This window comes from Sorangium sp. So ce836 (genome assembly GCF_028553905.1).
Classification (GTDB): domain Bacteria; phylum Myxococcota_A; class Polyangia; order Polyangiales; family Polyangiaceae; genus Sorangium; species Sorangium cellulosum_D.
The window spans coordinates 7911967-7931053 of record NZ_CP102233.1 but is presented as its reverse complement, the minus strand read 5'-3'; the positions used below and the strand labels follow the sequence as shown (position 1 = coordinate 7931053).

Genomic DNA, 19087 nt, shown 5'->3' with positions numbered 1-19087 from the left:
GGCCCGCGGCCTCGTCGGCGCGCGCCGCGCGCATCTTACTCCGCGGCCATGAACGGGTAGGCGACGGCGCGCGGCGGGGCGAACGTCTCCTTCACGATGCGCGGCGAGACCCACCGGAGCAGGTTGAACAGGCTGCCCGCCTTGTCGTTCGTGCCGGAGGCGCGACCGCCGCCGAACGGCTGCTGCCCGACGACGGCGCCCGTCGGCTTGTCGTTGACGTAGAAATTGCCCGCCGCGAAGCGGAGCGCGTCGCTCGCCGCCTCGATGAACGCGCGGTCCCGCGCGAACACGGCGCCCGTGAGGCCGTATGGCGACGTCTCGTCGCAGAGCGCGAGCGCCTTGTCCTCCTCGCCGTCGGGGTAGACCCAGACCGTCAGCACCGGGCCGAACAGCTCGTCGGTCATCAGGGGGTGGCGCGGATCCGTGGTCTCGATCAGCGTCGGCTCCACGAACCAGCCGTCGCTCCCGTCGTGCGCGCGCGCGCCGCCGCCGCACACGAGCGAGCACGCCGCGTCCGCCTTCGCCTCGGCGATGCGCCCGGTGAGCCGGGCGTGAGCGCGCCCGTCGATCACCGCGCCCATGAAGTTGCGGAAGTCGGCGACGTCCCCCATGCGGATCGCCTGGATGTGGCCCGCGAGCCGGTCCTTGAGGGCCGGCCAGAGCGAGCGGGGGATGTACGCGCGCGACGCGGCCGAGCACTTCTGCCCCTGGTACTCGTACGCCCCCCGGACGAGCGCCACGGCGAGCGCGTCGACGTCGGCGCTCGCGTGCGCGAACACGAAGTCCTTGCCGCCGGTCTCGCCCACGATGCGCGGGTAGCTGCGGTAGCGCCCGATGTTCTCCCCGATGCGGCGCCAGATCGACTGGAAGACCGCGGTCGATCCCGTGAAGTGGATGCCGGCGAAGTCCGGGTGATCGATGCAGGCGTTCGACACGAGCTCGGGCGGACCCATGACGAGGTTGACGACGCCGCGCGGCAGGCCCGCCTCGATGAGGAGATCCATCACGAAGTGCGCGGCGTAGAGCGCGTTCGCCGACGGCTTCCAGACCACGGTGTTGCCCATCAGCGCCGGGGCCGCGCACAGGTTGCCCGCGATCGCGGTGAAGTTGAACGGCGTCGCCGCGAAGACGAAGCCCTCGAGCGGGCGAGGCTCGGCGAGGTTCCAGATGCCGGGCGCGCTCGCCGGCTGCTCCGCCGCGATCCGGTGGGCGAAGTGGACGTTGTAGCGGAAAAAGTCGATGAGCTCGCAGGCCGAGTCGATCTCCGCCTGGAACGCCGTCTTGCTCTGACCGAGCATGGTCGCCGCGTTCAGCACGGGGCGGTACCGGGTCGCGAGCAGCTCGGCCGCCTTGAGGAAGACGGCGGCGCGCTCTGTCCACGGCGTCCGCGACCACGCGCGGTGCGCTCGCTTGGCGGCCTCGATCGCGCGCGCGACGTGCTCGGCGCCGCCCTGGTGCGCGCGGGCGAGGAGGAGATCGCGCCGGTGCGGCGCGCGGACCTCGTCGAGCGCTCCGGTCATGACCGCCTCGCCGTCGATGAGCATCGGGATGTCGATCGTCTCCCGCGACCGGCGATCGAGCTCCGCCTTGAGGGCCGCGCGCTCGGGGCTGCCGGGGGCGTACGCGAGGACGGGCTCGTTCTGGGGGCTCGGTGGCGTGGCGATGGCGTCGATCATGACGCGAGTCTAGCGGCGGAGACGCGGGCGCGCAGCGCTCCGGCGCAGCCGATCGGGGCCTCGGCGTGAGCGGGATGGCCGCGCAGGACAGCGCTCGCCGCATTTCGCGGATGCCATGTTCAGGCGTCGCCCGCCTTGGGCGCCGCCCGCGCCGTCGCTACTCTCGAGCGATGCGCGAGCTCGTCACGCCGCCCGACGCGATCCTCGATCCGATCACGGGAGCGGCGCGCGTCGGGTCCTACCGGGGCGAGCTCCCGCGCGTCGACCTGAGCCCGCTCGCGCTGCGCGGGCTCGATCGCCTGCTCAAGCACAAGCGGTGGACCTACGTCGCGATCGCGTCCGACGAGGTCTTCATCGCCGTGGCGGTCGTGCACCTCGGTTACCTCGCGATCACGTTCGGCGTCGCCTTCGACAAGGCGGGCCGGCGGCTGCTCGTGGATCGCTCGATGTTCTGCCCTCCCTTCTCGGCGAGCGTGGGCGACGCGGGCGGCTCGGCGCGCGCGTGGCTGCCCCCCGCGCAGGTGCGGATCGAGCGCCCGCGCGGAGAGGCGAGGGGCGCGGTGGCCGCCGCGCTCCGCGGGCTCGAGCTGCAGGCGCGGCTCTCCACCCGCGCGGCCCCGCAGGCGCTCTCGGCGATCGCCGAGGCGCCGGGCGGCGTCCTGATCGCGACCGAGAAGCGGCTCCTCCTCGGCGTCGACGGGGAGGCGTCGGTGCTCGGTCGCCGGATCTCGCTCGACGGCGCGCTCGCCAGCTACGACTACACGAGCGGCCTCCTTCCGCGCCGCACGACCTGGCGCTGGGCCCTCGCGCTGGGGCGCGCCGAGAGCGGCGAGCGCGTCGGCCTCAACGTGGGCGAGGGGTTCATCGGCGACGCCGAGTGCGCGATCTGGCTCGACGGCGAGCTCATCCCGCTCGCCGAGGGCCGGTTCACCTTCGACGCGGCGCGGCCGCTCGATCCGTGGCACGTCCGGACCGTGGACGGCGCCGTGGACCTCCGGTTCGTCCCCGGCGCGGCGCACTCGAACCACACGAACCTCGGCCTGGTCGCCTCGGAGTTCATGCAGCCGATCGGGCTCTACTCGGGCACGATCCGCCTCCCGGAGGGGCGGCACCTCGAGCTCCGGGACGTGCTCGGCGTGACGGAGGACCAGGACATCACCTGGTAGCTCCGGCGGCTCGCCCCGGTCAGCCGCCGCGGCGCTCGGCGATGAGCTTGTCGAGGTCGTCCTCGGTGATGAGCTTGGTGCCGTACTTCCGCGCCTTCACCGCCTTGCTCGACGCGGACGCCACGTCGGCGAGGACGAGGTAGTTGAGCTCCTTCGTGACGCTGTTCAGCACCCGGCCGCCGTTCGACTCGACGAGGTGGGTGAGCTCGCCGCGGGAGCGCGTGGCCGCGCCGGTGAAGCAGAACGTGAGGCCGGCGAGCGGACCCTCGGCCTCGGGGGCGACCGGCTCGATGCCGGCGGCGAGCAGCCGCGCGATCTCGTCGCTGCGGGCGCGCAGCCCGCGGACGATGCTCGCGGCCTTGATGGCGCCGAGCCCCGGGATGCCGGCGAGCTCGTCCTCGCCGGCCGCGAGCAGCTTCTCGATCGTGGTGTACCCGGCGGACACGAGCAGCCGCGCGGTCTGGATCGCGAACCCCTCGATGCCGAGCGCGGCGAGGAAGATCGGCAGCGTGAGCGGCAGCCGGCTCTTCAGCTGGTCGAGGCACTTCGTGGCGCTCTTCTCGCCCCGCCGGTCGAGCTCGGCGATGTCCTTGACCGTGAGCTTGTAGAGGTCGAGCGGCTCTCGCACGAGGCCCGCGGCCACCACCTGCTCGATCAGCTTGTCGCCCCACTCGAGCGCGCCGATGGCGTCGATCCAGTTGTGGATGCGCCCCTCGATGAGGGCTCGGCACGCGGCGTTCCGGCAGAGGAGGTACTCGCCCTCGACGACGAGCGGCGCGCTGCAGACCGGGCAGACCGACGGGGGGACCGCGGCGGGCCCGCGCTTCTCGACGACCTCCTCGACGTACGGGATCACGTCGTTGCGGCGCGAGACCAGCACCTCGTCGCCCACCCCGATGCCGAGGCTCCGCACGTTGGCCGCGTTGTGCAGCGACGCGCGCCGGACGTTGGCGCCGGCGAGCTCCACCGGCTCGACGATCGCCACCGGGGTGACGCGCCCGCTCGGCCCGGTGTCCCACTGGATCGCCACGACCGTCGTCACCTTCGCGGGCGACGCGAACTTGAAGGCGACGGCGCCGCGCGGCCGCCGGTTGACGTCGCCGAGCAGGCCCTGAAAGTGGAGCGAGTCCACGTACACGACGAGCCCGTCGATCTCGTAGTCGAGGCCCGCGCGGAGCTCGCTCGAGTACCGCCGGTAGAGCTTCACGACGTCCTCGACGTTGCCGTGCGCGGTCTGCGGCGTCGCGAAGCCGAGCTCGCGCAGCCACGCGAAGCGCGCCCGGCACGTCGGGATCTCGAGGTGGTCGGCGACGTCGTAGAACAGCACCGTGCAGTGCTCCGCCCCCTGGCCGTCGAACCGTTTGGACGCGCCCGCGGCCATGTTGCGCGGGCTGGTGACGCCGGGGAAGTAGCGCTTCATGTCCGAGAGGCGGAGGATGATCTCGCCGCGCACGGACAGCCGTCCCCGCTCCCGGATCCGCGAGGGGACGCCCTTCATCCTCGCGACGTTCGCGGTGATCCGCTCGCCCCACTCGCCGTCGCCGCGGGTGATGGCGTCGACGAGCTTGCCGCCCTTGTAGATGACCTCGATGGAGATGCCGTCGAGCTTCTCCGCGACGAAGAGGTCGTCCGCCACGCTCGCGCGGCCGGAGCTCGCCGGCTGCGCCGCGCCGTCGCCGTCGTGCGCGTCCTTCGCGAGGAGCTCGTCGCACCGGGCGACCCAGGCCCGGAGCTCGTCCTCGGAGACGACCTTGTTGAGCGAGCCCATCGGGATCTCGTGCCGCGCCTTCTCCCACTCCGTGATGAGGGAGGCGGAGCCGACGCGGGCGAGCACCGGGTGCGTGGGATCCAGGGCGCGGAGCTCGTCCTCGAGGGCGTCGAACGCGGCGTCCGAGATCTCCGGGTGCCCTGCGTAGTAGCTCGCCCTGTACTTCTCGATGCGCTCGGCGAGCTCATCGATCCTGGCCTTGTGCTTCGGATCCGTCGCGAGCCCGCCCTGCAGCGGGCTCTGCGCTCCGGCCTCGTCGTGGTGTGCCTGCGTCATCGCTTGCCTCGGCTCACTCGAGCTCCGCCTCGCCGGCGCGCCGGGCGGCGGCGAGCAGGTCCCCCATGCCCATCGCGAGCTCGGCCGGGAGCTCGTCGTCGCGGAACAACCGGACCTCGCGGATCTCGAGCGGGTTCTGGGGAGGGCGCGTGGGCGCGCCGATCCGGGCGGCGACGACGACCGTCACCGCGTGGAAACGGACGTCGCGATCGGGCCGCGAGTACACGCCCACGACGCGCCCGAGCTCGACCTCGGTGACGCCGGCCTCTTCGGCGAGCTCCCGCACGATGCTGTCGCGGAGCGTCTCGCCCCACTCCAGGGTCCCTCCTGGGAGCGCCCAGGTTCCGGTGTCGCTGCGGCGGATGAGCAGCCACCGCCCGTCGGCGGTCTGCGCGGCGGCGGCGATCCCGACGACGGGCCGCCGGAGCAACGCCCGCGCGACCTCCTTGGCCAGGGCGAGCACGGAGCGCGGCATCAACGAAAGGGGTGCGATTTCCATGAGAATTTTTGCGACGTGTCAGCAAAGCATAGAAGCGATCGGCGGCTACCGGGAGAGGGTTCCGTGCGACCTCGGCCGATCCCCCCGGACGGCCGTGAGCCACGCGGCTCGGCTCGGCCCCGGGTGAGGGGCAGGCTACGCTCGCACCATCATGTCGTTCGTGGAGAGGGCGCTGCGCGCTCCTGTCGGATCGTACGGCCTCGTTGTCCGCTGTGGCGCGGCGGCGTGGGGCGCCGCGCTCGCGCTCGCGTCGCTCCCGAGCTGCACCGAAGAGCGGCTGCCCCCGCCGCGCCCTCCTGCCGGCGAGTCGATCGGCGCGGGCGCAGCGGGCGGCGCGCCGCCGGATGCGGGCGTCGACGAGGGACCTCGGCCGTCGAACCTCTGCGAGTGCGTCGCTGCGTACGGCGGCGAGGCCGGGCCATGCGGCGATTGCTTCAACGAGCATGCCTCGCGCGGCGCGCGCTGCGAGGCGCAGCTCTCGGCGTGCGACGCCGAGCCCGGTTGCAGGCCGATCAGCGTGTGCCTCAAGGGCTGCGGTCACGACAAGGCCTGCCAGGCGGCGTGCGTGTTCCCGGACGACGCAGGCGCCGCGCACCAGGCATTCCAGCAGGTGCTCGCCTGCGTGTGCGACGCGTGCGCCGCGAGGTGCGCCTACTACGATGCGCCGCTCGAGTGCGCCGAGCCCGGCGCCGGGAGCGGTGGGACCGGTGGAGCTGCTGGCGCCGGTGGAGCTGCGGGCGCCGGTGGAGCTGCGGGCGCCGGTGGAGCTGCTGGCGCCGGCGGAGCTGCGGGCGCCGGTGGAGCTGCGGGCGCCGGTGGAGCTGCTGGCGCCGGCGGAGCTGCGGGCGCCGGCGGGGAAGCGGGCGGTAGCAGAGCTGCGGGCGCCGGCGGGGGAGCGCGCACGTTCGGAGGACGAGGAATCCGGTGAGCTCCGCGCCCTCGCTCGCGCGCCGTCCGCTCTGGCGTCTCGTGCGGTAGGCTTGCCGGATGCAGAAACCGGTGATCTGGGCGGCCCTTCAGCTCTCCAGCCAGGAGAACGTGAGCGACAACCTGGCGCGGATCGAGGCGCGCATCGCGGAGGCGGCGAGCCGCGGCGCGACGACGGTCGTGCTGCCCGAGAACTTCGCGTACATGGGCAACGAGGAAGGAAAGCGCCACATCGCGGAGGACCTCGACGCCGGCGGCGGTCCCATCGCGCGTCGCCTCGCCGACGCGGCGCGGTCCGCTCGGGTGACCCTCGTGGCCGGCGGCTTCCCCGAGCGCGCGCCCGACGCGGCGAGGCCTTACAACACCTGCGCGGTCTTCGGACCCGACGGCCGGCTCACCGCTCGCTACCGGAAGATTCACCTCTTCGACGTCGAGATCGCCGACGGCACGAAGTACCGCGAGTCGGCGTCGACGACCGCCGGCGATGCCCCCGTCGTCACCGAGATCGACGGCGTGAAGGTCGGGTTGTCGATCTGCTACGACGTCCGCTTCCCGGAGCTCTACCGCGCGCTCTCGTCGGCGGGCGCCGAGGCCATCGTCGTCCCCGCGGCGTTCACGCTGCTCACGGGCAAGGACCACTGGCTGGTCCTGCTCCGCGCGCGGGCCATCGAGGCTCAGGCGTACGTCGTGGCCGCAGCGCAGTGGGGCAAGCACCCCGGCGCGCGGGCGACGTTCGGAAAGTCGTGCGTGATCGATCCGTGGGGTGAGGTGATCGCTCAGGCGTCCGAGGGGGAGGGGATCGCGATGGCGATGCTCGATCCCGCCTATCTCGAGCGCGTCAGGGCGAATCTCCCGTCGCTCAAGCACAGGCGACTCTGATCGCGATGTCATGGGGGTAAGCACTTTGTCTCGCGCCGGGGCGTGGTGGTTCCGGCGCTTCGCGTGGCCGACGTCTTGCGTCCGTTCACTCGGCCGAGGCGTCGCTCTCCACCTCGCCGGCCGGGGGCAGCGCGCCGCCGCGCTTCGACAGGAGGGCCCGGAGCTCCGCCGGCCGGCGGAAGCCGATGCGGCGGGCGACCTCCCCCTCGGTGTGCCCCTCCCGTAAAAGCGTGCGGGCGCGCTCCGCGCGCACCTCGTCGTAATAGACGTGGGGCGATAGCCCGAAGGCGGCGCGGAAGAGCCGCGCGAAGTGAAACTCGGACAGATCGAGATCCAGTGCGACCTCGTAGGAACGGATCCTCTGGCCACCTTCGGCGGCGCTGCGGATGCGGTCACGGCCGAGCAGGAGGCGCTCCGAGGTGCTGCGCGGGAGCGGGGCTCCCGAGCGCGCCGGCGGGGTGGAGCGCGAGGCGGCGATGGCCGCGGCGCGCTCGCGCAGCGGGGGCGCGCTGTAGCTCGGCGTCGCGGCGCCGGACGTCGGGAGCGCGGCCGACGCGCCGCTCGGGGCTGTGATGGGCGAGGCCGACACCGACAGGGAGCGTGCGGCCGGCGTGCTGTGGGACGAGGAGGGTGCGATCGGAGTCGAGATGGGAAGCGCAGTCGTCACGAGTACCTCTCCAGCGGTGTAAGGGCGACGTGCCGCGGTCATCGCGGCCATCGGCGCGACGTATTGCAACCGGTAGGCCGCAAGCGGACGCAACGCTGCTGGGTTGGGTGAATCGGCGCTCCACAGCGCAAAACGCCGCGTTTGCTCGTCAACCTGCGCGCGATGTCATGGGGGGTGTGGCCCACCGTTCACGTGGCACAGACGCCGGAGACCACCCGTGCCTGGCACAACGTGCCTGTGCGGCGCACGCCGCACGCACGCACGCCGCGGCGGTCGCACGCATCGCGACATCGTCGTGGCGATCTCGTGTCTGTCAGATGATGAATGCGAGCGCGGGCTCCTGCATCCAATGAGGTTCGCCTCCGCGCGCGGAGGCGCCGCAACCTCTGGGGCGAGGAGTCGACGTCACACGTCGATCTCGGCGTTCGGCGCGCGCTCCATGATGAAGCGGAAGCGCGCCTGCGCGTCTTTGCCCATCAGCTCGTTCAGGATGCGATCGGTCTCGATCTCTCCCTCGATCATGACGCGGAGCGCGCGCCGGCGGCGGATGTCGAGCGTCGTCGCCTTGAGGTCCTCCGCGGGCATCTCGCCGAGTCCCTTGAAGCGAGAAATATCCGCCTTGGCTGTCTTGGAGAGCTTCGCGAGGACCCGGTCGCGCTCTGCGTCGTCGAGGGCCCAGTACGTCTCCTTGCCCACGTCGATCCTGTAGAGCGGCGGCTGCGCGAGGAACACGTGCCCGCCGCGGAGCAGGCCGGGCAGGTGCCGGTAGAAGAACGTCAGCAGCAGCGTCGCGATGTGCTGGCCGTCGCTGTCGGCGTCCATCAGCAGAAAAATCCTGCCGTAACGCAACTTGGACGCGTCGAAGTCCTTGCCGAACCCGCAGCCCAGCGCGCTCACGATGTCCTGGAGCTCCTTGTTGCCGAGCACCTTCGAGGTGGAGGCCTGCTCCGCGTTGAGCACCTTGCCGCGCAGCGGGAGGATCGCCTGAGTCCGGCGATCCCGACCCTGCTTCGCGGAGCCGCCTGCGCTGTCGCCCTCGACGATGAAGAGCTCGCTCTCGCTGGGATCGGTCGAGGCGCAGTCGGCGAGCTTGCCCGGCAGGTTGAGCCGATGCGACACCGGCGTCTTGCGCAGGACCTGCTGGGTCGCCTCGCGCCGCGCCTCCCTGGCGCGCGCCGCCAGGATCGCCCGGGCCACGATCGACTCGCCGGCCGTGCCGTTGTGGAGCAGCCACTGCTCGAGCGCGGGCCGGACCATGCCCTCGACCGCCGGGCCTGCCTCGGGGTTGTTGAGCCGATCCTTCGTCTGCCCCTGGAACTGAGGCTCCTGGATGTAGATGGACAGGACGCCCACGATCCCCTCGCGGATGTCGTCGGCCGTCAGCGTCACGCCCTTCGGCTGGATCTTCTTCGCGTCCATGAAGGCGCGGACCGCCTTCACGATCGCGGTGCTGAAGCCGGACTCGTGCGCGCCGCCCGCGTGCGTGGGGATGCCGTTGACGTACGACTTCACGTAGTCGTCGGTCGACTCCGTCCACTGGAGCGCGGCCTCCAGCCGGATCTCGCCCTCGCGCGCGACGTAGAAGATGGACGGGTGCGTCACCGCCTTGCCGCGCTGGGCGACCAGCTTCGGCAGGAAGTCCGCGATGCCGTTCGGGTGAAGGAGCTCGAGCGACTCGCCGGACGAGAGATCGCGGAACGCGATCGCGAGCCCTCCGTGGAGGTACGCCTTGGCCTCCAGGCGCTCGCGGATGGTCTCGGGATCGAACCGCCGACCCTGCCCGAAGATCTCCGGATCCGGCCGGAAATGGATGCTCGTGCCGTGCTTGCGGGTGGGCGCGCCCTTCTTGAGCTTGCTGATCGGCGCGCCGCGCGAGAACGTCTGCTGGTGCTCGAAGCCGTCGCGCAGCACCCGGACCTCGACGAGCTCCGACAGCGCGTTGACGACGCTCGAGCCGACGCCGTGGAGGCCGCCCGAGACCTTGTAGTTGTCGCTCCCGAACTTCCCGCCCGCGTGCAGCGTGCAGAGGATGAGCTCGAGCGCGGGGCGCTTGTACCGGGGGTGCACGTCGACGGGCATGCCGCGGCCGTCGTCGGTCACGGTCACGCCCTGGAGATCGGCGTCGAGCGTCACCTCGATCCGCTTCGCGTGCCCGTTGATCGCCTCGTCGACGGCGTTGTCGACGATCTCCCAGAGCAGGTGGTGGTAGCCCCTGACGTCGGTGCCGCCGATGTACATGGCGGGGCGCTTGCGGACGGGCTCCAGCCCCTCGAGCACCTCGATGTCAGCGGCCGTGTAACGCGCGCCGGACGCGGCGCGGACGGGGGAATTCGTGGCGGCCATGGTCAGCTCACCTCCAGCGTCGGTACGACGACGGCCGGCGGCACCACGCGGACGAAGCGGTCGCGTCGCGCGACAGGCTCGCCCTGGGTGCCGCGCGGGCCGGCGATCTTGCTCGCGGCGATCTCGAGCGTCTTGCCCTTCTCCGTCTCGACCGTGAGCGCGTCGTTCGGCCCGAGGGCGAGCGCGGCGCCGACCAGGCGCTCGCCGTCGGCGACCCGCATGACGACCGAGCCCTTGCCCGCGCCGGAGAGCAGCGCGAGCTCCTCCACGGCGACGCTGAGCGCCCAGGCGTCGCTCGAGGCGCAGAGCACCCGATCGGCGCCGTCCACGGCGTGGACGAAGAGCACCTCGTCGCCCTCGTTCAGCTTGGCGAAGCGGCGCCCCGAGCGCGTCGAGGGGTCGCGGTGCGGCCGCAGCGAGAACCGGAAGCCGAGGCCCCCGCGCGTGATCGCGAGCGCGAACGGCGGCTCCGGCTCGGCGGAGTCCGGTGTGGGCGCGGGGACGTCGAGCGCCCTCGGGTCGAAGGAGAGCATCGCGATCATCCGCTCGCCGTCCGCCAGCTTGAACAGCTTCTGCACGGGATCGCCGTAGCCGGTCGACTGCGGCACGTCGTGGATGCGGCACACGTAGCACGCGCCGAGGTTCGAGAAGAACGCGACCGTCGACCGCGTCGAGCCGGCGACCGCCGCGAGCACGCTGTCGCCCTCGCGGATGCGCGTCGAGGAGAGATCCTTCACCTCGCGCACCCGCTTCACCCAGCCCTGCGCCGAGAGGATGACGTTCGCGTCCTCGGCCACGATGAAATCTTCCGCCTGGTACTCGGGCTCGTCGATCGAGCCGACCACCTTCGTGCGGCGCTTCTCGCCGTAGGAGCCCTTGATCTCGACGAGCTCGTCGCGGACGATCCCCCAGCGCTTCGCCTCGCTCTTGAGCAGCCCCTCGATCCGCTTCGCCTCGGCGCGCTTCTCGGCGAGATCCTTCTGCACGAGCAGGATCTCGAGGCGCGCCAGCCGGTAGAGCTTGAGCTCGAGGATCGCGTCCGTCTGCTCCTCGCTCAGGGTGAAGCGCTTCATCAGCTTCTCGGCCGCGTCGGCCTTGCCCTCGCTCTTGCGGATGATCCGGATCACCTCGTCGAGCGCGTCGAAGATCTTCTCGAACCCCTCGAGGATCGTGATCCGCCGCCGCAGCTCGCCGAGCTCGAACTCGAGCCGCCGCGTCACCGTCGCGTAGCGGAAGTCGAGGAACTTCGTCAGGATCTCGTGCAGGCCGAGCCGCCGCGGCGCGGCGATCTCCGCGTTGTCGGTGGGCACGAGGCAGGTGAGGTTGACCTGCACGTTGATCGCGAGCGGCGTCTGTTTGTAGAGGTACGCCATCACGAGCTGCGCGTCGGCGCCGCGCTTGAGCTCCATCACGATGCGCACCTCGCCGGTCGACTCGTCGCGCACGTCCACGAGCGTCGGCAGCTTCTTCGAGAGGATGACCTCGGCGATCTTCTCGACGATCGCCTTCCGCTCGATCCCGTACGGGATCGAGGTGATCACGATCTGCGGCGCGGCGCCGCGCTTGCCGTCGCCCTCTTCCAGCTGCCACTCGCCGCGCAGCTTCAGCGAGCCCTGGCCGGACGCGTAGACGGCCTCGAGCTCCTTCTTCGTCGCGTGCAGCTGGCCGCCCGTCGGGAAGTCGGGCCCCTTCACGTACGACAAGAGCCGCTGCGTGGTGAGCTCGCGGTTCTCGATCAGCGCGACGCACGCGTCGATGACCTCGCCCAGGTTGTGCGGCGGGATGCTCGTCGCCATCCCGACCGCGATCCCCTGCGAGCCGTTCACGAGCAGGTTCGGGAAGCGGGACGGGAGGACGATCGGCTCGAAGCGGGTGCCGTCGTAGTTCGGCCGGAAGTCCACGGTGCGCTGGCCGAGCTCGCTGAGCAGCTCCAGCGCGAGGGGGCGGAGCTTCGCCTCGGTGTAACGCATCGCCGCCGGCGCATCGCCGTCCACGGAGCCGAAGTTCCCGTGGCCGGCGATGAGCGGCGCCCGCATCACGAAGTCCTGCGCCAGCCGGACCATCGCGTCGTAGATCGCGACGTCGCCGTGCGGGTGGTACTTGCCCATCACGTCGCCGACGACCGCGGCGCTCTTCCGGTACTTCGCGTCCGGCCCGAGGTGCAGGTCGTGCAGCATCGCGTAGAGGATGCGGCGCTGCACCGGCTTCAGCCCGTCGCGCACGTCGGGGAGCGCGCGCGACGTGATGACGCTGAGCGCGTAGTTCAGGTACCGGCGCTGCGCTTCGTCGGCGAGCGAGGTGTCGGGCGCCGGGGGCGGCGGGGGCTCGCTGTCGCCGGGCCGGCCGCCTCGGCGGCCCTTGCGAGGCGCCTCACCGTCGGACGGAAGGGAGGGGGTTCGAGACACGCGTTACTCCAGGGAGTGCTCGGGCACCGGGTTGAACAGGTGCTCCGATGTTCAGGTGAACGCTGGCGAGCCTCGGCAATTACCCAGGGGCTCGCGCTCGGTCAAGGCTGCCTCGCGGGAATTTCTGGCAGCGCGTGCTCGCCTGCGCTCGCGCGGCCCCTGGCATAGCGTCAGATCGCCGAGAGATCGACCCGCACGCAGGGGTCGCGGCGGCGACCTGTCGGCGACGCCCTGTTTTCGGCGTCCGCCCTTGAGACTCACGTCGCGCTGGGCTACGGGGTGGCGCCTTGTACGCGACAGGCACCCGTCCAATGCTTCGCCTCCCCGGCCGCTGCCTGCGGCTCGTCTGGCTCGGCCTCTTCCTGGTGTTCGTGGCGGCAGCGGCGATGCGGCCCCGGCTCGCGGCAGCTCAGGTGCCCGGAGGAGCTCCGGGCGCGCAGCCGCCCGGGGGCGGCGCCACACCGTCCCCAGCCCCGGCCGGCGCCGCTCAGCCGTCCGCCCCGCCCAACGCGACCGGGGCGGCCCAGCCTGGCGCCGGTACACCTGCGCAGGTTGCCGCCGACACGGCCGAGCCGACGCTCGACGTGGCGCCCACGGAGGCCGAGCTCGCCCGTGGCCAGCCGGTGACCCAGGTCACGGTCGCTGGCAACCGGCGCGTCTCGACCGAGGACGTGCTCGTCTACCTGGGGCAGACGCGGGTCGGCAGGCCGTTCACCCCGGAGGGGCTGGCGCGCGACGTGCGCGAGCTCTGGGACTCCGGTCTGTTCGATGATGTCGAGGTCGACCTCACCCGCCGCGACGACGGGGTGAGCCTGCGGGTGCTCGTCCGGGAGCGCCCGAGCATCAAGGCCATCGAGTTCTCCGGCAACAACGAGATCGACAGCGAGGACCTCACCGAGGCGCTCTCGGTCGAGATCAAGACCGGCACGATCCTGAGCTACGCGGCCATCCGCCGCGGCGTGCAGAAGCTCCGCGACAAGTACGCCGAGGAGGGCTACTTCCTCGCCGAGGTCAGCTACGAGGTCAAACCGGAGCGGGAGAACCAGGTCACCCTCAAGTTCACCATCAAGGAGCACGCGCCCGTCACCGTCCGGCGCATCACCTTCATCGGCAACCACAACATCCCGGACGAGGAGCTCCGGGAGGTCATGCTCACGGGGAACGGGGGCTTCTTCGCCTTCGGCACCGGCGGTCCGTTCCGCCAGGACGCGTTCGAGCGCGACGTCCTCGTCATCAACGCCCTCTACTACGATCGCGGCTTCCTCGCGGTGCAGGTCGCGACCCCCAGGGTGATGCTCACGCCCGACCGCACGGGCATCGAGGTCACGCTGACGATCAACGAGGGGCCTCGCTTCCGCATCCGCTCGCTGCGCGTGTACGAGCGGGACGCCGACGGCCGCGAGATCGAGCCGCTCGGCGGGCGCCGGGCGCTGCGCGAGATGGTGCGGGCCAAGCCGGGCGACTGGTTCAACCGCGCCGAGCTGGCGAAGGATCTCAGCGCGATCCAGACGCTGTACCGGGACGCCGGCTACGCCAACGTCGAGGCCGTGCCCGAGACCCAGCCCGATCCGGACCGGCGGGAGGTCGACATCTCCGTCGGCATCCGCAGAAACCAGCTCGTCTACTTCGGGCGCATCGAGATCCGCGGCAACACGAAGACGCGGGACAAGGTGATCCGCCGCGAGATGGAGGTGGAGGAGCGGCAGCTGTTCAGCGAGACGAAGCTCGAGCGGTCGAAGCAGCGGATCACGGCGCTCGGCTACTTCGAGCGGGTCGACATCTCCACCGAGCAGGGCGAGGACGACCAGCACATCAACGTCAACGTCGACATCGGCGAGAAGCCGACGGGCACCTTCCAGATCGGCGCCGGCTTCTCGAGCGTGGAGAGCTTCATCGCGACGGCGCAGGTCCAGCAGGCGAACCTGCTCGGGAGCGGCCAGTCGCTCTCGCTCCAGGCGCAGATCTCGGGCCTGCGGCGCCTCGTCGACATCCGCTTCTTCGAGCCGTACCTGTTCGACAGCCCGTTCTCCGCGTCGGTGAGCGTCTACAACCAGCTGCGGGCCTACAAGGAGTTCTCGCAGACCTCCACGGGCGGCTCGATCACGATCGGCTACCCGCTCATCGAGCCGGAGCTCCGCGCGCAGCTGACGTACACGCTGGAGAACGACGAGATCTCGTCGTCCACGTCCACCGGCCTCGGCACGGCGGACCCGCGGTCCACGTTCCAGCGGCTCCCGCTCTACAACCTCTTCAACGACGGGATCACGTCCAGCATCCGCCCGGCGCTCACCTACGACACGCGCAACAACCAGCTCTTCCCGACCTCGGGCATCTACCTGCAGGGCTCGGTGGAGCTCGCCCACAGCGCGCTCGGCAGCCAGAACGAGTTCCTGCGGTATCGCGCCACGGGGCGGTTCTACTACCCGATCACGGACAGCCTGGTCCTCAAGCTGAACACCGAGGCCGGCATGGTGACGAGCCCGAACCCGGAAGGCGTGCCGATCTTCGCCCGCTTCTTCCTGGGCGGCATCCTCGACGTGCGCGGCTTCGAGATCCGGGACATCGGCCCGCGTCTCCCGCTCCGCGAGTCGCTCGATCCGAACTCTGCGCCGATCGCGAACGGCGCGAACATCGGCGGCAACCTGATGTACTACCAGAACCTCGAGCTGGAGTTCCCGCTCATCGAGGCCGTGCAGATCAAGGGCGTGGTGTTCACCGACCTCGGCAACGCCTGGAATCTCGAGAAGCTCTACTGCAACGCCGCCCCAGCTTCGCCGCACGACGTCACGAACCCGTGCTTCTCGCTCGAGCGCCTGCTCGATGTCCGCACCTCGTGGGGGTTCGGCTTCCGGTGGTTCTCCCCGCTCGGACCGCTGCGCTTCGAGTGGGGCTTCCCGTTCAAGCGGCTGCCCTACGAAGAGACGTACAAGTTCGAGTTCAACATCGGCAACTTCTTCTGAGTCGCCGAGCGGCGGGCGCAGCAGGGACGTGCGTGCCTCGGGCGCGCACCGCCCGGAGGCGCGCCCGCTGGCACGGAGGCGCGCGCTGCCCGGCATCCTCGCGCCGCCAGGCGGACCCTGCCCAGGAGCGTCCTGGATGGCGCGCTGCGTGCGGCGCGCTCGCGGCGCCGGCGCCGGCGCCGGCCGCTGCGCGAATCGCGGTAAAGTACGGGAGCAGCGGGTTGCCCGGCGGGGGCGCGGCTGTTAGGTGGAAAGCTATGCGCCCGGAGCACAGCTCAATGGGGTTCCCCAAGCCAGGCAAGGCCCTGCTGGGGATGATGATCGCGGTCGGCTGTATCTGGGTGATGTTCACCCTGGGGCTCAACTGGGGAGGCGCCGGCGAAGGCGTGCTCGAGCCGTTCCTCGGCATCAGCGATCGCATCCTCCACGGCCAGGTATGGCGGCTGCTCACCGCGCCGCTCATCCACAGCCCGAGCGATCCGTGGCACTTCATCACGACGTTGCTCGGCCTGTACTTCCTCGGCACCTCGCTCGAAGAGCGCTGGGGCCCCGGCCGCACGGTGGCGTTCCTGTTCGGCTCCGCGGCCTTCGCGTTCGCGCTCCAGGTGGCGGTCGGCTTGCTCTTCCCGAGGGTGGCGTCGCCCGTGTTTTACGGCGGGCTCGGCATGATCGAGGCCGTCGCCGTCGCGTGGGCGCTCGCGCACCGGCACGCCACGGTCCGCCTCTTCTTCGTCCTCCCGGTGACGGGCACCATGCTGCTCGTCTTCATCTTCGGCCTCTCGGTGCTCAACGTCATCGCCATGCGCGCCCCCCCCGAGGGGCTGATCACGCCGTTCGGCGGCATGCTGGCGGGCTACCTCTTCGGCGATTTCTCCCCGCTGCGCCGCTTCTACCTGCGGATGCGCTTCCGGCAGCTGCAGGCGCAGTCCGCCGCGCTCCGCCGCGTCCCTGCGGCGCGCGGCCGCTCCGGCGGCGTCCCGCTCCGGGTCATCCCCGGCGGCCAGAAGGACCCGCCGAAGGACAAGCGCTACCTGAACTGAAGCGCGACGAGCGCTGCGTGCGCTGAAGCCGTCGCGGCGCGCCCCTCACGCCCCGTCAGCGCGCTCGCGCGCGTTCACGGCGCGGAGCACCGGCGGAGCTCGTCGAGCGTCTTCGCGCGCGTGAGGCAGTCGACCTCGCCTGGATCCACCTCGGTCCCGGCGAGCTCCCGTTTGCAATCGGACGTCCACTCCGACGAGAGCCGCTCGCCCTCGCTCGCGATCACCACCGCGGCTTTCCCCGAGCTCCCCGGCGCCGCCGGTCCCGATCGCTTCGCCTCCGCGGCCCACGCGGTGCGCATGGCTTCGCCGATCCTACGGCAGTCGTCCTCGGAGAGGGTCTTGCCGCAGCCGCCGCCGAGGAGCGCGCCCGCGAGCACGAGGAGGGCCCGAGCGGCGCGGTGCCCGCCGAGGGGGCTCCCCCCCGCGCGTGCGCGCGGCTCGCCGGGGAGAGGCAGACCGCGCGGCTCGCGCGCAGCGGCTGCCTTCGGTTGCCGAGCAGGCCAGCCCACGGACTAGCTGTCGATGAAGCTCTTCAGCTGCTTCGATCGGCTGGGGTGCCGGAGCTTGCGGAGCGCCTTGGCCTCGATCTGCCGGATGCGCTCGCGGGTGACCTCGAAGTCCTGACCGACCTCTTCGAGGGTGTGATCGCTCTTCTCGCCGATGCCGAAGCGCATCCGGAGCACCTTCTCCTCGCGCGGCGTCAGCGTCTTCAGGACCTTACGGGTCTGCTCGGCGAGGTTCATGTTGATCACCGCCTCTGCCGGCGAGATCACGCTCTTGTCCTCGATGAAGTCGCCGAGGTGCGAGTCCTCCTCCTCGCCGATCGGGGTCTCGAGCGAGATCGGCTCCTTCGCGATCTTCAGGACCTTCCGCACCTTGTCGAGCGGGAGCTCCATCTTCTCGGCGATCTCCTCGGGGGTCGGCTCGCGGCCGTACTCCTGCACGAGGTAGCGCGAGGTGCGGATGAGCTTGTTGATCGTCTCGATCATGTGGACCGGGATGCGGATCGTCCGCGCCTGGTCCGCGATCGCGCGGGTGATCGCCTGCCGGATCCACCACGTCGCGTAGGTCGAGAACTTGTAGCCGCGCTTGTACTCGAACTTGTCGACGGCCTTCATGAGGCCGATGTTGCCTTCCTGGATGAGGTCCAGGAACTGGAGGCCGCGGTTCGTGTACTTCTTCGCGATGGAGACGACGAGGCGGAGGTTCGCCTCGACCAGCTCCGCCTTGGCGCGCTCCGCCATCCGCTCGCCCTCGCGGATGTTCTCGTAGGTCTCGCGGATCGCCGCGACGTCGATGTTGAGCTCCTCCTCGACCTTCTTCAGGCCCTTCTGGGCGTTCTTGATGGTCGACTCGAAGTCGTTGAGCTCCTCGCGGTTGACGTTGAGCTTCTTGGCGAGGCGACCCTCGAGGGCGCGGTTGCCCTTCACCTTGATGAGCTCGCGCTTGAGCTCGCCCTTCGAGAGCCCCGTGCGGCGCTCCAGCTCGGTCGCGCCGGCCTCCGCCTTCTCGACCTTCGAGATGAGGCTCTTCAGCTTCTGGACGATCTTGTCGATCGTCCGCTTGTTGAGGCGCATCTCCTCGAGCGTCGTCACGAGCTCGGCCGTCGCCTGCGTCACCTCGACGTCGATCTGCTTGCGGCGGACCTCGGTCTTGACGTCTTTGCGCTCCTCGAGGAGCTCCGCCTTCTTCTTGTCGACCCGCTTCACCTTGTCGATGAGGCGGATGATGCGCCGGTCGGCCTCCTCCTCGTCGAACTCCTGGTCGTCGTTCTCGGCGTCCTTGATGAGCTCCTTCACCCGGATCTTGTGCTTCCGGAGCTTCTCGCCGAGATCGATGATCTCGCGGACGGCGATGGGGGAGTCGAGGATCGCGGCGTTGACCTTCTGCTCGCCGATCTCGATCCGCTTCGCGATCTCGACCTCGCCCTCGCGGGTGAGCAGCGAGACGCTGCCCATCTTGCGGAGGTACATGCGGACGGGATCGTTCGACTTCGAGTAGTAGTCGACGTCCTCTTCCTCGCGGTCGGGCGTGACGACGAGCTTCTTCTCGCCCGCCTCCTCGTCGGCGATGCGCTTCGGCGCGATCTTCACCTGGGTCGCGCCGTCGACGATCTCGATGTCCTCGTCGCCGAGGGCGCCCACCACGTCGTCGAGCTGATCGGGCGCGACGTCCGCGGGGAGCGCGTCGTTCACCTCGTCATAGGTGAGAAAGCCTTTGCTCTTGCCGGTCTCGACGAGCTTCTCCAGGGTCTTCCGGTCCTTCTCGGACCGCTCGGCTCGGATGCCCGCGTCTCCTTTGTTGCTTGGGCGTGCCCCTCCCTCAGCGTGCCCGCGTGTCGAAGCGTGCCGCGCGCCGTTGAGCGCGCCGCCCCCCGCCGCCCTCGCGATCCCGCCTGCCCGACCGGAAGATTGCTTGGCCTTGCTCGCCATTACCTCATGCTCCACTTACGGCGACCAGCTCGCCGCGACCGACAAGACA

General features: G+C 70.8%; 13 protein-coding genes. 5 read left to right on the top strand and 8 right to left on the bottom strand.

Annotated elements, in window-relative coordinates:
- Positions 1–35: 35 nt before the first annotated feature.
- The gene (gene pruA, locus NQZ70_RS28535) at positions 36–1676 is read right to left on the bottom strand and encodes an L-glutamate gamma-semialdehyde dehydrogenase (RefSeq protein ID WP_129577025.1); all 1641 of its coding nucleotides are present in this window, start codon (positions 1674–1676) and stop codon (positions 36–38) included.
- 170 nt (positions 1677–1846) lie between these two features.
- Between pruA and NQZ70_RS28530 the strand changes: the two genes are divergently transcribed.
- A complete protein-coding gene (locus NQZ70_RS28530) occupies positions 1847–2842 on the top strand; it encodes a DUF2804 domain-containing protein (RefSeq protein WP_129577024.1) in 996 nt (331 codons plus the stop codon).
- Between the two features lie 19 nt (positions 2843–2861).
- On the opposite strand, the gene ligA is transcribed toward NQZ70_RS28530, so the two are convergent.
- Together ligA and NQZ70_RS28520 are read right to left on the bottom strand one after the other, a co-directional pair.
- Positions 2862–4886 (bottom strand): NAD-dependent DNA ligase LigA, encoded by a 2025-nt coding sequence (ligA, locus tag NQZ70_RS28525; protein ID WP_129577023.1) that lies wholly within the window; start codon positions 4884–4886, stop codon positions 2862–2864.
- A gap of 13 nt (positions 4887–4899) precedes the next feature.
- Positions 4900–5385 carry an NUDIX hydrolase gene (locus NQZ70_RS28520; RefSeq protein ID WP_129577022.1) on the bottom strand — a complete coding sequence of 162 codons (486 nt, stop codon included), beginning with the start codon at positions 5383–5385 and terminating at the stop codon, positions 4900–4902.
- Between the two features lie 151 nt (positions 5386–5536).
- On the opposite strand from NQZ70_RS28520, the gene NQZ70_RS28515 reads away from it, so the two are divergent.
- Together NQZ70_RS28515 and NQZ70_RS28510 are read left to right on the top strand one after the other, a co-directional pair.
- A complete protein-coding gene (locus NQZ70_RS28515) occupies positions 5537–6313 on the top strand; it encodes a hypothetical protein (RefSeq protein ID WP_129577021.1) in 777 nt (258 codons plus the stop codon).
- 59 nt (positions 6314–6372) lie between these two features.
- Positions 6373–7191, top strand: coding sequence for a carbon-nitrogen hydrolase family protein (locus NQZ70_RS28510; RefSeq protein WP_129577020.1), 819 nt, complete (start codon positions 6373–6375; stop codon positions 7189–7191).
- An 85-nt stretch (positions 7192–7276) separates the two neighbouring features.
- Here NQZ70_RS28510 and NQZ70_RS28505 read toward each other — a convergent pair whose 3' ends face one another.
- The 3 genes from NQZ70_RS28505 to NQZ70_RS28495 form a co-directional block, all read right to left on the bottom strand.
- On the bottom strand, positions 7277–7780 hold the full coding sequence (locus tag NQZ70_RS28505) for a helix-turn-helix domain-containing protein (RefSeq protein WP_269467618.1): 504 nt from the start codon (positions 7778–7780) through the stop codon (positions 7277–7279).
- Positions 7781–8263: 483 nt separating this feature from the next.
- Positions 8264–10201: a type IIA DNA topoisomerase subunit B gene (locus NQZ70_RS28500; RefSeq protein WP_129577018.1), complete on the bottom strand. Its 1938-nt coding sequence runs from the start codon at positions 10199–10201 to the stop codon at positions 8264–8266.
- Positions 10202–10203: 2 nt separating this feature from the next.
- A complete protein-coding gene (locus tag NQZ70_RS28495; protein ID WP_129577017.1) occupies positions 10204–12606 on the bottom strand; it encodes a DNA topoisomerase (ATP-hydrolyzing) subunit A in 2403 nt (800 codons plus the stop codon).
- Positions 12607–12917: 311 nt separating this feature from the next.
- Here NQZ70_RS28495 and bamA point away from each other — a divergent pair, with 311 nt between their 5' ends.
- Positions 12918–15566 (top strand): outer membrane protein assembly factor BamA, encoded by a 2649-nt coding sequence (gene bamA, locus NQZ70_RS28490; RefSeq protein ID WP_237244134.1) that lies wholly within the window; start codon positions 12918–12920, stop codon positions 15564–15566.
- Positions 15567–15844: 278 nt separating this feature from the next.
- Positions 15845–16606 (top strand): rhomboid family intramembrane serine protease, encoded by a 762-nt coding sequence (locus tag NQZ70_RS28485; protein WP_237244133.1) that lies wholly within the window; start codon positions 15845–15847, stop codon positions 16604–16606.
- Positions 16607–16680: 74 nt separating this feature from the next.
- On the opposite strand, the gene NQZ70_RS28480 is transcribed toward NQZ70_RS28485, so the two are convergent.
- On the bottom strand, positions 16681–16905 hold the full coding sequence (locus NQZ70_RS28480; RefSeq protein WP_129577015.1) for a hypothetical protein: 225 nt from the start codon (positions 16903–16905) through the stop codon (positions 16681–16683).
- A 213-nt stretch (positions 16906–17118) separates the two neighbouring features.
- Positions 17119–19038, bottom strand: a complete 1920-nt coding sequence (gene rpoD, locus NQZ70_RS28475) for an RNA polymerase sigma factor RpoD (RefSeq protein WP_129577014.1) — start codon at positions 19036–19038, stop codon at positions 17119–17121.
- Positions 19039–19087 lie beyond the last annotated feature (49 nt).

What these genes read in the sequence shown, in the direction of transcription:
- pruA (WP_129577025.1), bottom strand. Translation starts at nt 1,676, where the DNA reads ATGATCGACGCCATCGCCACGCCACCGAGCCCCCAGAACGAGCCCGTC.
- NQZ70_RS28530 (WP_129577024.1), top strand. Translation starts at nt 1,847, where the DNA reads ATGCGCGAGCTCGTCACGCCGCCCGACGCGATCCTCGATCCGATCACG.
- ligA (WP_129577023.1), bottom strand. Translation starts at nt 4,886, where the DNA reads ATGACGCAGGCACACCACGACGAGGCCGGAGCGCAGAGCCCGCTGCAG.
- NQZ70_RS28520 (WP_129577022.1), bottom strand. Translation starts at nt 5,385, where the DNA reads ATGGAAATCGCACCCCTTTCGTTGATGCCGCGCTCCGTGCTCGCCCTG.
- NQZ70_RS28515 (WP_129577021.1), top strand. Translation starts at nt 5,537, where the DNA reads ATGTCGTTCGTGGAGAGGGCGCTGCGCGCTCCTGTCGGATCGTACGGC.
- NQZ70_RS28510 (WP_129577020.1), top strand. Translation starts at nt 6,373, where the DNA reads ATGCAGAAACCGGTGATCTGGGCGGCCCTTCAGCTCTCCAGCCAGGAG.
- NQZ70_RS28500 (WP_129577018.1), bottom strand. Translation starts at nt 10,201, where the DNA reads ATGGCCGCCACGAATTCCCCCGTCCGCGCCGCGTCCGGCGCGCGTTAC.
- bamA (WP_237244134.1), top strand. Translation starts at nt 12,918, where the DNA reads ATGCTTCGCCTCCCCGGCCGCTGCCTGCGGCTCGTCTGGCTCGGCCTC.
- NQZ70_RS28485 (WP_237244133.1), top strand. Translation starts at nt 15,845, where the DNA reads ATGGGGTTCCCCAAGCCAGGCAAGGCCCTGCTGGGGATGATGATCGCG.
- NQZ70_RS28480 (WP_129577015.1), bottom strand. Translation starts at nt 16,905, where the DNA reads ATGCGCACCGCGTGGGCCGCGGAGGCGAAGCGATCGGGACCGGCGGCG.
- rpoD (WP_129577014.1), bottom strand. Translation starts at nt 19,038, where the DNA reads ATGGCGAGCAAGGCCAAGCAATCTTCCGGTCGGGCAGGCGGGATCGCG.